Source organism: Acidovorax facilis (assembly GCF_050626955.1).
GTDB lineage: Bacteria > Pseudomonadota > Gammaproteobacteria > Burkholderiales > Burkholderiaceae_C > Acidovorax > Acidovorax facilis.
Window position 1 is genome coordinate 5,095,088 of the sequence record NZ_CP192460.1, and the last position, 14,913, is coordinate 5,110,000.

Annotated in this window: 11 protein-coding genes (1 of these 11 running past the window's edge); 9 read left to right on the forward strand and 2 right to left on the reverse strand. The window is 64.4% G+C overall.

Going from position 1 to position 14,913, the window contains the following annotated elements:
* Positions 1-95 precede the first annotated feature (95 nt).
* Both leuS and lptE read left to right on the forward strand, forming a co-directional pair.
* On the forward strand, positions 96-2,789 hold the full coding sequence (gene leuS / locus ACQ4MJ_RS23370; protein WP_431151103.1) for a leucine--tRNA ligase: 2,694 nt from the start codon (positions 96-98) through the stop codon (positions 2,787-2,789).
* A gap of 5 nt (positions 2,790-2,794) precedes the next feature.
* Positions 2,795-3,292, forward strand: coding sequence for an LPS assembly lipoprotein LptE (gene lptE, locus ACQ4MJ_RS23375; RefSeq protein ID WP_055395428.1), 498 nt, complete (start codon positions 2,795-2,797; stop codon positions 3,290-3,292).
* 96 nt (positions 3,293-3,388) lie between these two features.
* Here lptE and rocF read toward each other — a convergent pair whose 3' ends face one another.
* Positions 3,389-4,339 (reverse strand): arginase, encoded by a 951-nt coding sequence (gene rocF, locus ACQ4MJ_RS23380; protein WP_426305481.1) that lies wholly within the window; start codon positions 4,337-4,339, stop codon positions 3,389-3,391.
* 194 nt (positions 4,340-4,533) lie between these two features.
* Between rocF and holA the strand changes: the two genes are divergently transcribed.
* A complete protein-coding gene (gene holA, locus ACQ4MJ_RS23385; protein WP_228900239.1) occupies positions 4,534-5,589 on the forward strand; it encodes a DNA polymerase III subunit delta in 1,056 nt (351 codons plus the stop codon).
* Between the two features lie 101 nt (positions 5,590-5,690).
* Here the strand turns inward: holA and ACQ4MJ_RS23390 are convergent, their stop codons facing one another.
* Complete coding sequence (locus tag ACQ4MJ_RS23390; protein WP_156358621.1) at positions 5,691-5,975, reverse strand: hypothetical protein; 285 nt, start codon at positions 5,973-5,975, stop codon at positions 5,691-5,693.
* A gap of 63 nt (positions 5,976-6,038) precedes the next feature.
* On the opposite strand from ACQ4MJ_RS23390, the gene ACQ4MJ_RS23395 reads away from it, so the two are divergent.
* The 6 genes from ACQ4MJ_RS23395 to gshB all read left to right on the forward strand — a co-directional run.
* A complete protein-coding gene (locus tag ACQ4MJ_RS23395) occupies positions 6,039-7,319 on the forward strand; it encodes a glutamate-5-semialdehyde dehydrogenase (protein ID WP_431151102.1) in 1,281 nt (426 codons plus the stop codon).
* Between the two features lie 60 nt (positions 7,320-7,379).
* Complete coding sequence (gene trkA / locus ACQ4MJ_RS23400; protein WP_306555572.1) at positions 7,380-8,834, forward strand: Trk system potassium transporter TrkA; 1,455 nt, start codon at positions 7,380-7,382, stop codon at positions 8,832-8,834.
* A gap of 24 nt (positions 8,835-8,858) precedes the next feature.
* A complete protein-coding gene (locus ACQ4MJ_RS23405) occupies positions 8,859-10,325 on the forward strand; it encodes a TrkH family potassium uptake protein (protein WP_121421467.1) in 1,467 nt (488 codons plus the stop codon).
* A gap of 104 nt (positions 10,326-10,429) precedes the next feature.
* A complete protein-coding gene (gene gshA / locus ACQ4MJ_RS23410; protein WP_055395416.1) occupies positions 10,430-11,725 on the forward strand; it encodes a glutamate--cysteine ligase in 1,296 nt (431 codons plus the stop codon).
* 197 nt (positions 11,726-11,922) lie between these two features.
* Positions 11,923-13,791 carry a potassium transporter Kup gene (locus tag ACQ4MJ_RS23415; protein ID WP_121421466.1) on the forward strand — a complete coding sequence of 623 codons (1,869 nt, stop codon included), beginning with the start codon at positions 11,923-11,925 and terminating at the stop codon, positions 13,789-13,791.
* Positions 13,792-14,039: 248 nt separating this feature from the next.
* Positions 14,040-14,913, forward strand: partial view of a glutathione synthase gene (gshB, locus tag ACQ4MJ_RS23420; protein WP_431151101.1) — the 5' portion only. 83 nt of this gene lie beyond the right edge of the window; only the first 874 of its 957 coding nucleotides appear in the window; it begins with the start codon at positions 14,040-14,042; its stop codon lies off the right edge, out of view.

Genomic DNA, 14,913 nt, shown 5'->3' on the forward strand with positions numbered 1-14,913 from the left:
GCTGGCGGCGCCAGGCGCGGAAGGTGGGGCCTGACAGCCTAAAATCTGCGCAGCGCGGCCCTGCGGCTGCACCTCCCTCTCACCCCCGAGCCCCCATGCAAGACAAATACTCTCCCCAAGACGTCGAGCGCGCCGCCCACGGCCACTGGACCGCCACCGATGCCTACCGCGTGACGGAAGACGCCAACAAGAAGAAGTTCTACGCCTGCTCGATGCTGCCGTACCCCAGCGGCAAGCTGCACATGGGCCACGTGCGCAACTACACCATCAACGACATGCTCACGCGCTACCTGCGCATGAACGGCCACAACGTGCTGATGCCCATGGGCTGGGATGCGTTTGGCCTGCCCGCTGAAAACGCGGCGCTGAAGAATGGTGTGCCCCCTGCCAAGTGGACGTACGAAAACATCGCGTACATGAAAAAGCAGATGCAGGCCATGGGCCTAGCCATCGACTGGAGCCGCGAAGTGGCCACCTGCGACCCCGAGTACTACAAGTGGAACCAGTGGCTGTTCCTGAAAATGCTCGAAAAGGGCATTGCCTACCGCAAGACCCAGGTCGTGAACTGGGACCCGGTGGACCAGACCGTGCTGGCCAATGAGCAGGTGATTGACGGCAAGGGCTGGCGCACGGGTGCGGTGGTCGAAAAGCGCGAGATCCCCGGCTACTACCTCAAGATCACCGACTACGCCGAAGAGCTGCTGGACTTCGTCACCGGCGACAAGCTGCCCGGCTGGCCCGAGCGCGTCAAGCTGATGCAGGAGAACTGGATCGGCAAGAGCGAAGGCGTGCGTTTTGCGTTCACGCACGACATTGCAGGCGACGACGGTGCACTGATCGGCGACGGCAAGATGTACGTGTTCACCACGCGCGCCGACACCATCATGGGCGTGACCTTCTGCGCCGTGGCGCCCGAGCACCCGCTGGCCGCCCATGCCGCCAAAACCAATCCCACGCTCAAGGCCTTCATCGAAGAATGCAAGAGCGGCGGCACGACCGAGGCCGAGCTGGCCACGCAAGAGAAGAAGGGCGTGCCCACGGGCCTGTTCGTCACCCACCCGCTGACCGAAGAGAAGGTCGAGGTCTGGGTCGGCAACTACGTGCTCATGGGCTATGGCGACGGCGCCGTGATGGGCGTGCCCGCGCACGACGAACGCGACTTCGCGTTTGCCCTCAAGTACGGCATCGAGATCAAGCAGGTGGTGCTGGTCGATGGCGAACACTTTGACTACCACCAATGGAACGACTGGTACGGCGACAAGCAACGCGGCGTGACCATCAACTCCGACAGCTTCAGCGGCCTGTCGTACAAGGAAGCCGTGAACGCCGTGGCCCATGCGCTGGAGCAAAAGGGCCTGGGCGAGAAGAAGACCACCTGGCGCCTGCGCGACTGGGGCGTGAGCCGCCAGCGCTACTGGGGCACTCCGATCCCCATCATCCACTGCGATGAACACGGCGCCGTGCCCGTGCCCGAAAAAGACCTGCCCGTGGTGCTGCCGCAAGACTGCATCCCCGACGGCTCGGGCAACCCGCTGCACAAGCACGAAGGCTTCCACGCGGGCGTGACCTGCCCCGTGTGCGGCAAGCCTGCCCGCCGCGAGACGGACACCATGGACACGTTCGTAGACAGCTCGTGGTACTTCATGCGGTATTGCGACCCCAAGAACGCCGACGCGATGGTGGCGGGCGGTGCCGACTACTGGATGCCGATGGACCAGTACATCGGCGGCATCGAACACGCGATCCTGCACTTGCTGTACGCCCGCTTCTGGACCAAGGTCATGCGCGACCTGGGCTTGGTCAAGGTCGATGAGCCCTTCACCAAGCTGCTCACGCAGGGCATGGTGCTCAACCACATCTACAGCCGCCGCACCGCCAAGGGCGGCAAGGACTACTTCTGGCCGCACGATGTGGAGCACGTGCTGGACGAAGGCGGCAAGATCATCGGCGCCAAGCTCAAGAACGAAGCCACCAGCGGCGACGGTATGTTGCCCGTGGGCACGCCCATCGACTACGAGGGCGTGGGCACCATGTCCAAGTCCAAGAACAATGGCGTGGACCCGCAGGACCTGATCGAGAAGTACGGCGCCGATACCGCCCGCCTGTACACCATGTTCACCGCACCGCCCGAGGCCACGCTGGAGTGGAACGACGCTGCGGTGGAAGGCAGCTACCGCTTCCTGCGCCGGGTGTGGAACTTTGGCCTCAAGCTGTCTGCTATGGATATGGGAGCTGCCAGCGCAAGCGTGGCAAGCGCCAGCAGCCTGAAAGATGTGGAATTCAGCAAAGAGGCCAAGGCCCTGCGCCTGGAGATCCACACTGTGCTCAAGCAGGTGGACTACGACTACCAGCGCATGCAGTACAACACCGTGGTCTCCGGCGCAATGAAGATGATCAACGCGCTCGAAGACTTCAAGGCCACCGACTCGGCTGGTGCTCAGGTGGCGCTGATCGAAGGCTTTGGCATCCTGCTGCGCTGCCTGTACCCGGCCACCCCCCACATTGCGCACAGCCTCTGGAGCGGCCTGGGTTACGCGGCCGAACTGGGCGACCTGCTGGATGCACCCTGGCCCCAGGTCGATGCGAACGCGCTGGTGCAGGACGAGATCGAGCTCATGCTGCAGGTCAACGGCAAGCTGCGCGGCTCCATCCATGTGCCCGCACAGGCCGACAAGGCCGAGATCGAACGCATTGCCCTGGCCAGCGAGGCGTTTGTGGCCCAGGCTGCAGGCGCTGCGCCCAAGCGCGTCATTGTGGTGCCTGGCCGCCTCGTGAACGTGGTGGTATAGCCCCCATGAACAAGCGCACACTGCTCTCCCTCGCGCCCGTGGCCCTGCTGTCCGCTTGCGGATTTCGGCTGCGGGGCGTGCCCGAGTTCGGGTTTGACTCGCTCTACATCGCAGCACCTGCAGGCTCGCCCCTCGCGCGGGAGTTGCAGCGCACGCTGGAGGGTTCGGGCGGCAAGCTGCAGCTGCTGCGCGACCCGGCGGCCATGCCCACGGCCGATGCCATTCTGGATGTGCTGCAGGAGCAGCAGGAGCGCGCGGTGGTGGGGCTCAATGCCTCGGGCCAGGTGCGCGAACTGCAGCTGCGCCTGCGCATCAGGTTCCGGCTGCGTACCCCGGCAGGTGCCGAACTGATTCCCGAGACCGAGCTGCTGCAGCAGCGCGACATCAGCTACAACGAAACCATCGCCCTGGCCAAGGAGGCTGAGGAAGCACTGCTCTACCGCAACATGCGGACCGACCTGGTGCAGCAGCTTATGCGCCGCCTGGCAGCGGCCAAGCGCTGAGCCCAGGCGTGGGGCTGTGGCCTCTTGGCGGTAGCGCAGAGCAGCAGGCAGCGACAGCGCCGTGCCGGGCGTTCGTGATGGGCGAGGCGCAGGCGCTCAGGGGGATGTCCGCATGAGCGTACTTTTGCCAAACAGCGACTCCACCAGGTCCACCGCCAGCACCGCCGTGCGGTTGCGCACATCGAGCGCGGGGTTGAGTTCCACAATGTCCAGCGAGGCCAGGCGCCCGCTGTCGGCAATCATCTCCATGCACAACTGCGCCTCGCGGTAGGTGGGGCCTCCCGGCACCGTGGTGCCAACGCCGGGCGCGATGTCGGGGTCCAGAAAGTCCACATCAAAGCTCACATGCAGGTGGGTGTGTGCATCCAGCCCGGCCAGCGCCTGCTGCATGGTCTGGCGCATGCCCACCTCGTCGATGTAGCGCATGTCGAACACCTCCAGGCCCTGCTCATGCACAAAGCGCTTTTCGCCCGCGTCCACGCTGCGGATGCCGATCTGCCGGATCTGCGACGGGTGCAGCGCTGCGCCACCGCCCGGCATGCGGGCCAGCCCGGTCAGCGCCTCGGGGCCGAACCCGCACAGGCAGGCCACGGGCATGCCATGCACATTGCCGCTGGGCGTGAGTGCACTGGTATTGAAGTCGGCATGGGCATCCAGCCACAGCACCCGCAGCTTCTTACCCACCTCCGCGCAATGGCGGGCCACGGCGCTGATGCTGCCCAGGCCCAGGCAGTGGTCGCCACCCAGCAGGATGGGCAGGTGGCCCAATTGCAGTTCGGCATACACGGCGTCAAACACCCGCTGGTTCCACTCCACCACCTCGGGCAGGTGCCGATAACCGTCCACGGGCGGCTGCCAGGGGTTGGCGGGGCCACTCAAGTTGCCCCGGTCAAACACCTGCAGTCCGTGCGACTCCAGCGCTGCCTGCAGGCCCGCCACGCGCAGGGCCTCGGGCCCCATGGAGGCGCCGCGCGCCCCGGCGCCGATGTCGGTGGGGGCGCCGATCAGGCTGGTGGGCTGGGCGCTGCGCAGGGCGTTGGGTGGCATGGTGCGGGGGCTTTCTGGGAAGGCAGTCGATGTCGGTACGGGCGCGTATACGCGCCCCGGGGGAATTCTCGGGGCTTTGGGCGCCAGTGAATAGCACTGCAGCTGATTAGATCGCGGTCTCTCTTGTGCACTGTGAGGGCATTTGCTGGCAATGTGCACAGTGCCGGGCCTGCCCAGGCGATAAACTTTGCCGCATGCAAGTCGCCCTGGCCCAACTCTCACCGCATCTTCAACGGGGCCTGTCGCCGCTTTACGTGCTGCATGGCGACGAGCCCCTGCTGCAGCAGGAGGCGGCAGACGCCATCCGCGCCACGGCCCGTGCCCAGGGCTATACCGAACGCACCTCGTACACGGTAGCAGGCGCTCACTTTGACTGGAGCGCTGTGCTGGCAGCTGGCGGCAGCTTGAGCCTGTTTGCCGACAAGCAGATCGTCGAGATCCGCATCCCCTCGGGCAAGCCCGGCAAGGATGGTGGCGTGGCGCTGCAGCAGATTGCTGAATCCGCCAAGGGCAACGACAGCACGCTCACGCTGGTGATGTTGCCGCGCCTGGACAAGGCCACACGCACGGGCGCATGGTTTGCGGCGCTGGAATCCAGCGGCACATCGATCCAGATCGACCCCATCGAGCGCGGCATGCTGCCGCAGTGGATCGCCCAGCGCCTGGCCGCCCAGGGCCAGCGCGTGGTGGCGGGCGAGGAAGGCCAACGCACGCTCCAGTTCTTTGCCGACCGGGTGGAGGGCAATCTGCTCGCCGCCCACCAGGAGATCCAAAAGCTCGCATTGCTCCACCCCCCCGGCGAGCTGACACAGGCCCAGGTCGAAGCCGCTGTGCTCAACGTCGCGCGCTACGACGTGTTCAAGCTCTCTGAATCCGTGCTCTCAGGCCATACCGCCCGCGTGCAGCGCATGCTCGACGGCCTGCAGGCCGAGGGCGAGGCCGAAGTGCTGGTGCACTGGGCGCTGGCCGAAGACATCCGTGCCTTGAAGCGCGTGAAAGACGCCATGAACGCCGGCCGCCCTCTGCCCATGGCCCTGCGCGAAAACCGGGTGTGGGGCGCCAAGGAAAAGCTTTACGAACGCATCCTGCCCAGGGCCAGCGACGCGGCGCTGGCGCGCCTGCTGCAGTCGGCGCATATCGTGGACGGCATCGTCAAGGGGCTCAAGCAGCCCGATTGGCCCACGGACGGCTGGCAGGCGCTGCAGAGGCTTGCGTTGCAGGTGTGCAGGCTGACCCAGGCCGCGCGGTAAGGTTGGCCGATAAATTTGAGTGTTTTTGGCCTCTGGCGCTTATCCAGTAAGCGCAAGTAGCTATCAAAGATGAAGTGGCGGACTTTCTCTGCCCGTGGGCTTCAGGGCTGCTCCAGCACCCCGCGCGCTTTGTCTGCCCACATCCGCAGGTTGGCCACCAAATCCTTCTGGCTGAATGAGCAGCTTTCCTCCGAAAACAGCGCGCTCGACTCCAGCCGGTCCAGCAGGTTCAGCAGCACCTCGCCGTAGCGTGGGGGCAGGGCGGCGAGCAGGGTGGTTTGTTGGCGGGCCAGGGTGCTCAGGGTGGCGGCGGTGTGGTCGCCGCGTTCAAAGGCCTGCAAGGCTTCGGTCAGGGCGACGAGCTGGGCGGGGGCGGTGGTGGTCATGGCCAAGGATGTGCGAGTAGGGCAAGGCCGCAAGGGTAAAGCCAAGTGCGGCAAAATCGCTGGATGAACGCTCTCAACGTCGCCGAATACACGCATTCTCTCGGTCTCCAGGCCAAAACGGCCTCTGCGCTGATGGCCAAAGCGCCAGCAGCTATCAAAAACAAAGCGCTCAAGGCGCTGGCCCGCTTGCTGCGTGAGAACGTGGCTTCGCTGCAGATCGACAATGCCAAAGACCTGGAGCGCGCTGTGGTCAACGGCCTGTCCGAGCCCATGGTGGACCGCCTCAAGCTCAGCCCCAAGGTGCTGGAGACCTGCGCCGAAGGCTGCGAGCAGCTCGCTGCCATGCCCGACATCATTGGCGAGATCCTGGGCATGAAGCAGCAGCCCAGCGGCATCCGCGTGGGCCAGATGCGCGTGCCGATTGGCGTGTTCGGCATGATTTACGAGAGCCGCCCCAATGTGACCATCGAGGCCGCGTCGCTGTCGATCAAGAGCGGCAATGCCTGCATCCTGCGTGGTGGCTCCGAGGCGATTGATTCGAACAAGGCGCTGGCCAAGCTGGTGCAGCAGGCACTGGCGGAGGCGGGCCTGCCGGAGCAGGGCGTGCAGCTGGTGCAGACCACGGACCGCGAGGCCGTGGGCCAGCTGATTGCCATGCCGCAGTTTGTGGACGTGATCATCCCGCGTGGCGGCAAGGGGCTGATCGAGCGCATCAGCCGCGATGCCAAGGTGCCCGTGATCAAGCACCTGGACGGCAACTGCCACACCTATGTGGACGACCCCTGCGACATCGCCATGGCGGTGAAGGTGGCCGACAACGCCAAGACCAACAAATACAGCCCCTGCAACGCGAGCGAAGGCCTGCTGGTGGCGCGCGGCGTGGCGGCAGAGTTTTTGCCGAAGATTGGCGCTGTCTATGCGGCCAAGGGCGTGGAGATGCGCGGCTGCCCCGAGTCGCTGGCCATCCTGGCCTCGGTGCCTGGTGCCCAGCTGGTGCCCGCCACCGAGCAGGACTGGAGCGAGGAATACCTGGCCCCGATCATCAGCGTGAAGGTGGTGGCCGGTGTGGACGAGGCCATTGCCCACATCAACCACTATTCGAGCCACCACACCGATGCCATCCTGACGCGTGACCACATGCACGCCCAGCAGTTCCTGCGCGAGGTGGATTCGGCCAGCGTGATGGTGAACGCCAGCACGCGGTTTGCCGATGGTTTTGAGTACGGCCTGGGGGCAGAAATCGGCATCAGCACCGACAAGTTCCATGCGCGTGGGCCGGTGGGCATCGAAGGGCTGACCTCACTCAAGTACGTGGTGCTGGGCGAGGGTGAGGTGCGGGGGTGATTTGCTCCTTGTTTCATAGCTGCTAGCGCTTACCTGTAAAGCGCTAAGGCCCAATTTCTTATGAAAATCATCATCCTCGGCGCGGGCCGTGTGGGCCAGAGCGTGGCAGACAGCCTGGTGTCCGAGCGCAATGACATCACCGTCATCGACACCGATGCAGCCCGCCTGCGCGACCTGGAGTCGCGCTTTGACCTGCGCGGTGTGGTGGGCAATGGCATCGAACCGGCCGTGTTGGCCGAGGCGGGCGCCGAGGACACCGATCTGCTGATCGCCTGCGCTGCACAGGACGAGACCAACCTGGTGTGCTGCAAGGTGGCGCAACTGGTGTTCAACATCCCCAAGCGCATCGCGCGGGTGCGTTCCAACGGATTCACGCTGGATGAGCGGCTGACCGGCCCCGAGGGCTTTGGTGTGGACCGCATCATCTGCCCCGAAGAGTCCCTGACCCGCTACATCGGCAAGCTGATCGAATACCCCGAGGCCATGCAGGTGCGCGAGTTTGCGGGCGGCCGCGCCTGCCTGGTGTCGGTGCGTGCGCGCGCCGGGGCGCCCATGGTGAGCCGCACCATCTGCGAGCTGCGCGAGAGCTTGCCCGACGTGGCCATGCGCCTGGTGGCGATCTACCGGCGGTTTCAGGACGAGCCGGACCGCTTTGTGGCCTGCGATGGCAACACGCGCATCGAGCCGGGCGATGAGGTGTTTGTGCTGGCGGCCAGCGGCCACATTGCCAACGTGCTCACGGCCTTGCACCGGCGCGGGGACCGCCCGGGGCAGCCTGTCCGGCGCATCATGATTGCCGGGGGTGGCCGCGTGGGGCTGCGGCTGGCGCGCCAGCTCAGCAAGGAGCCTGGGCGGTTTCACATCAAGATGATTGAGTCCGACCCTGATCGCTGTATCGAGCTGGCGTCCAGTCTGCCGTCCGATGTGCTGGTGCTGCAGGGCGATACGACGGACGAAGACCTGCTGGGCGGCGAGAGCGTGGAAGAGATCGACCTCTTCCTGGCGCTGACCGATGACGACGAGGACAACATCATGTCGTCCCTGCTGGCCAAGCGCATGGGCGCCAAGCGGGTGCTGGCCCTTATCAATCGGCGCAGCTACGCCGACCTGATGCACGGCACGCAGATCGACATTGCGCTGTCGCCTGCGCAGGCCATGCTGGGCGAGCTCCTGGCCTATGTGCGCCAGGGCGATGTGCAGGCCGTGCACAGTCTGCGCCGTGGCGTGGCTGAAGCGCTGGAGATCGTGGCGCGCGGCGACCGCAAAAGCTCGCGCGTGGTCGGCCGCAAGGTCAGCGACCTGCAGTTGCCGCACGAGGTGCACATGGGCCTGATCGTGCGCGGCCTGCCGGATTCGCCGGACGTGCCGTCTGATGATTTGCGCGAACCCCAAGTGATCATCCCGCGCAGTTCCACCGTCATCGAGAGCAACGACCACGTGGTGTTCTTCCTGCCCCACAAGCGGCTGGTGCGTGACGTGGAAAAGCTCTTCCGCGTGAGCGCCACTTTCTTCTGACGCAGGGCCTGCGAGAACGACGCCATGGTGGACATGTTTCCCGTGCTGAGGGTGCTGGGCATCCTGATCATGATCTTTGCGCTGACCATGGGGCTGCCGTTGTCGGTGTCGTGGTTCCTGCGCGATGGGGTGTGGCACATCTATCCCGTGGCCATGGCTGCGACCCTGGCCGTAGGCTGCGGCCTGTGGTGGAAGCTGCGCCTGTTTCGGCGCGAGCTGCAGCCGCGCCATGGCGTGATGCTGGTCACGCTGGTCTGGGTGCTGCTGCCGCTGTTTGCGGCGCTGCCGCTGATGCTGGTCACCCATGAAATCGGCCGGCCCATGTCGTTCACCCATGCGTACTTCGAGGCGGTGTCGGGCCTGACCACCACCGGGTCCACGGTGCTCACCGGGCTCGACGCATTGCCCGTGTCCATGAACGTGTGGCGCACCTTTTTGCAGTGGGTGGGGGGCATGGGCATCCTGATCCTGGCCGTGGCGGTGTTGCCCTTGCTGGGCGTGGGCGGCAGTCAGCTGTTCAAGGCCGAGGCGGCGGGCCCGGTGAAGGATGCCAAGCTCACCCCGCGCATGACCGAAACCGCGAAAGGGCTGTGGGGGGTGTACGCGCTGTTTTCCACGGCGTGTGCGCTAGCGTACTGGGCGGGGGGCATGGACCCGGTGAACGCGCTGATGTACATGTTTTCCACGGTGAGCCTGGGGGGACTGTCGCCCCACGACACCAGCTTCGGTTTTTATCAGTCGCCCTTGCTGGAAGCCATTGCCGTGGGCTTCATGCTGGTGGCCAGTTGCAACTTTGCGCTGTATTTTGTGGCCATTCGCAAAGGCCACTGGCAGGGGTTCTGGCGCGACCCCGAACTGCGCGCCACCTTGTTCACGCTGGTGGGCGGGGGGCTGCTGGTGTCGGTGCTGCTGTGGGTGAAAGGCGTGTATGCGCCGCTCGATGCGCTGCGCTACGGTATGTTCAACCTCGTGTCGATTGCCACCACCACCGGCTACGCCACGGTGGACTACCTGAGCTGGCCGGTGTTTGCGCCCGTGTTCATGCTGCTGCTGTCGGGCGTGGCGACCAGCGCGGGCTCCACCGGGTGCGGCATCAAGATGGTCCGCATGCTCATCCTGCTCAAGCAAGCGCGGCGCGAGATGAACCGCCTGGTGCACCCCCGCGCCGTGCAGCCGGTGCGCCTGGGCGATGCGGTGGTGGACAACCGGGTGATCTTCTCGGTGCTCGCCTTCATGCTGGTGTATGGCGCCACCATCATTGGCCTGAGCATGGTGCTGCTGCTCACCGACCTGGATCCGGTGACCGCGTTCTCCGCTGTGATCGCCAGCGTCAATTGCATGGGGCCGGGGCTGGGCAGCGTGGGGCCAGCGTCCAACTACGCCGTATTGACGGACTTTCAGGTGTGGGTGTGCACGCTGGCCATGCTGCTGGGGCGGCTGGAGATTCTGAGCTTCATGGCCTTGCTCACCCCGGCGTTTTGGCGGCGCTGAGCGGGGGCAGCCCGAAAAATCCGCCCGGCGGGCTTGCGAAGGTCCGGTCACGCCCCAACCCTACAATGGATTGCAATCGTTCCCGTCTCCTCTGAGGGCTTCCCATGGTTCCGCATCTCATCACGGCCCTGACAGGGCCGATCAACGAACTCGAACAGCGCGTTCTCGACTCGATGCCCGCCATCGAACGCTGGTTCCGGCTGGAGTGGATGGAGCACACGCCGCCGTTCTATACCTCGGTGGACATCCGCAATGCCGGCTTCAAGCTCGCGCCCGTGGACACCAACCTGTTCCCCGGCGGCTGGAACAACCTGACCAAGGAGATGCTGCCCCTGGCCGTGCAGGCCGCCATGGCTGCCATCGAGAAGATCTGCCCCGAGGCGCGCAACCTCTTGATCATTCCGGAGAACCACACACGCAACACCTTCTACCTGGCCAACGTGGTGCAGCTGCAGCGCATCTTCAACATGGCCGGGCTCAACGTGCGCGTGGGCTCCATCAGCCCCGAAATCAAGAAGCCCACGCTGATCGAGCTGCCCAACGGCGACACGGTGACGCTGGAGCCCGTGGTGCGCACCAAGCGCCGCCTGGGCCTCAAGGACTTTGACCCCTGCACCATCCTGCTCAACAACGATCTCTCGGCCGGCGCCCCCGGCATCCTGGAAGACATCCACGAGCAGTACCTGCTGCCGCCGCTGCACGCGGGCTGGAGCGTGCGCCGCAAGAGTACCCACTTCAAGAACTACGAAGAGGTGGCCAAGCGTTTTGGCAAGATGCTGGGCATCGACCCCTGGCTCATCAACCCCATGTACAGCCAGTGCGACGAGGTGGACTTTGCCGAAGACAAAGGCATGGACAAGCTGCAGACCACGGTGGATGCGCTTTTGACCAAGGTGCGCCGCAAGTACAAGGAATACGGCATCAACGAAAAGCCGTTCGTGATCGTCAAGGCCAACAACGGCACCTACGGCATGGGCATCATGACCGTGCGCGATGCCAAGGAGCTGGATGCGGTCAACCGCAAGACCAAGAACAAGATGGCCGTCATCAAGGACGGCCAGCCGGTCAACGACCTCATCATCCAGGAAGGCGTGTTGACGCAGGAGCGTGTGCACGAGGCCGTGGCCGAGCCTGTGGTCTACATGATGGACCGCTACGTGGTGGGCGGTTTCTACCGTATGCATGCCGAGCGCGGCGTGGACGAAAACCTCAATGCACCGGGCGCCAGCTTCGTGCCGCTGGCCTTTGAGCACAGCACCCACATGCCCCAGCCTGGCGTGCGCCCGGGGGTGAGTGCGCCTAACCGCTTCTATATGTATGGCGTGGTGGGCCGCCTGGCGATGCTGGCAGCCAGCTATGAGCTGGAGGCCACCAACCCCGACGCCGAGGTGTACGACTAGCGTTCTCCCTGAATTGCCCACGGCGCGTTCCTGCCAGCCAGGGGACGCTGCCTGCCACGTCGGCCCACGACTGCCAAGGGTGAGTTGCTGCGTTGCAACATAGGGTGTGGCCTCCAGGCGCTTGATCGGGCGCAAGCGCACAATAGCGTTCCCAAAAGTAACGGAACCCGGCGACCCTTGTGTGCCGGGTGCGGTCAGTGCAAAGCTCCAAGTCATCGCTCGCAGCGCTCACGCTGGGCGCCATCGGTGTTGTGTATGGCGATATCGGCACCAGTGTGCTGTATGCCGTCAAAGAAGTGTTCGGGTCCGGCCATGTGCCGTTCACGCAAGACAACATCTACGGCATTCTTTCGATCTTCTTCTGGACGCTGACCGTCATTGTTTCGCTGAAATACGTGGTGCTGGTGCTGCGCGCCGACAACCATGGCGAAGGCGGGCTGATCGCGATGCTGGCCCTGGCTTCGCAGGCCGTGAAGGACAAACCCCGGCTGCGTGGCGTGCTGCTGGCAGTGGGCATCTTCGGCACCTCGCTGTTTTATGGTGACGGCGTCATCACCCCCGCCATTTCGGTGTTGTCGGCGGTGGAAGGGCTTGAGGTGGTCTCGCCCCACTTCAAGCAGTACGTGATTCCCATCACACTGGTCGTGCTGTTTTGCCTGTTTGCCGTACAAAAGCGCGGGACCAGCGGGATCGGCAAGTTCTTCGGGCCCATCACGCTGGTGTGGTTTTTCAGCATTGCCCTCCTGGGGGTCTCCCACATCGTCGGCCACCCCGAAATCCTCTGGGCGTTGAGCCCGCACCATGCGGTCGGGTTCATGTGGGCCAACCCGGGCACCAGCTTCATCATCCTGGGTGCGGTGGTGTTGTGCGTGACCGGCGCCGAGGCCCTGTATGCCGATCTGGGCCACTTTGGCAAGCGGCCCATTCGCCTGGCTTGGTTTGGCGTGGCCATGCCGGCGCTCACGCTCAATTACTTTGGCCAGGGCGCACTGCTGCTGGCCGAGCCCGAAGCCGTGAAGAACCCCTTCTACATGATGGCACCCGACTGGGCGCTGATCCCGCTGGTGGTGCTGGCCACCATGGCCACGGTGATCGCGTCGCAAGCCCTTATCACTGGCGCCTTCAGCGTGACCAAGCAGGTGATTCAGTTGGGCTACCTGCCCCGACTGAATATCCAGCACACCAGCGTGCGCGACACGGGGCAGATTTACATGCCGCTGGTCAACTGGGGGCTGTTCGCCGCCATCGTTCTTGCGGTGGTGATGTTCCGCTCGTCCAGCAACCTGGCCGCGGCCTATGGGATCGCCGTGACGCTGGACATGCTGATCACCACCACGCTGACCTTCTTCGTGATCCGCTATGGCTGGGGCTACCCGCTGGCGCTGTGTATTGCGGCCACCGGCTGTTTCTTTGTGGTGGACCTGGCGTTTTTTGCGTCCAACCTGCTCAAGCTGTTCCAGGGCGGCTGGTTCCCGCTGCTGATTGGGGGCATCGTGTTCTCGTTGATGATGACGTGGAAAGAAGGGCGCCGCCTGCTGAATGACAAGTTGCGTGCCGACGCAATCGACCTCAAGGACTTCCTAGAGTCGGTGTTTGTCAGTCCGCCCACGCGCGTGGATGGCACCGCAGTGTTCCTCACTGCCGAAACCGGCGCGGTGCCCAATGCGCTTTTGCACAATCTCAAGCACAACAAGGTGCTGCACCAGCAGAACCTGTTCGTCACGGTGCACAACCACGAAACCCCCTGGATCGGCTTGGACAAGCGCCTGCAGGTCGAACCGCTGGGCCACGACTGCTGGCAGGTGGTGATCCACTACGGCTTCAAGAACGACCCCGATGTGCCCCGCGCGCTGGAGCTGCTGCGCGGCCGGGGCTGCGAGCTGGAGGCCATGACGACCAGCTACTTCCTCTCGCGCGATACGGTCATCCCCACCATGGGCGGCGGCATGGCCCCCTGGCGCGAAAAGCTGTTTGCCCAGATGCACCACAACGCCAGCGGCGCGGCAGACTTCCTGCACCTGCCGAACAACGCAGTGGTCGAACTCGGGTCCAAGATCGAGATTTGAACAGGTTCTAAGGTGTTTTCAGGCCCTGGCGCTTGGCGGCCTCAAATCTAAAGTGCGACACCTTCTACGTTTCTGGTGACGCTCAGCTGCGTGGTGTTCGCGGGCAGGTTTGCGCTATTTGTGCAACAGTACAGGCGTTCACCAGCGTGAGGTACACGGCGCATTGCATGCGTCGCTCCCTGTTCTTCTTGTCTGTCTGCAAGTGATCTGCCATTGGCAGCACCTGCACACCTTTCTGACCTGACACCATGAAACTGCTCTTCATTGCCGATCCCCTGCAAAGCTTCAAGATCTACAAGGACACGACATTCGCCATGATGCGCGAGGCTCAGCGGCGCGGGCACACCTTGGCGGTGTGCGAGCCGCAGCACATTACCTGGCAGCGTGGCAGCAAGGTGACGGCCCGTGTGTGCGACATCCAACTGACAGCAGACCCGGTGCAGTGGTACGCCGCACAGCCCGGGCGCAGTGCACCCTTGGCCAGCTTCGACGCTGTGCTGATGCGCAAGGACCCGCCTTTCGACAGCGAGTATTTCTATGCGACACACCTGCTGGAGCAGGCTGAGCGTGACGGCGCCCGTGTGTTCAACAAGCCCCGTGCGCTGCGCGACCACCCGGAGAAGCTGGCGATCATGGAGTTTCCGGAATTCATCGGGCCCACTCTGGTGACGCGGGATGCCGCAGACATTCAGCGTTTTCATGCAGAGCACGGGGACATCATTCTCAAGCCGCTCGACGGCATGGGCGGCATGGGAATCTTCCGCGTGGGCCCGGATGGGCTCAACCTGGGAAGCATTACCGAAACCCTGAACCGCCACGGCGCGCAAAGTGTCATGGTTCAGAAGTTCTTGCCGGAGATCGTCGAAGGCGACAAACGTGTCCTCGTCATCGGGGGGGCACCAGTGCCTTTTTGCCTGGCGCGCATCCCGCAGGGCAGCGAAGTCCGGGGCAACCTGGCTGCCGGAGGCAAGGGGGTGGCTAAGCCGTTGTCGACTCGGGACTGGGAAATCGGTAACGCCTTGGGGCCTGTGCTTCAGGCGCGGGGCCTGCTGCTGGCTGGAGTGGATGTGATCGGCGATTGCGTTACCGAGATCAATGTCACGAGCCCCACCTGCTTCCAGG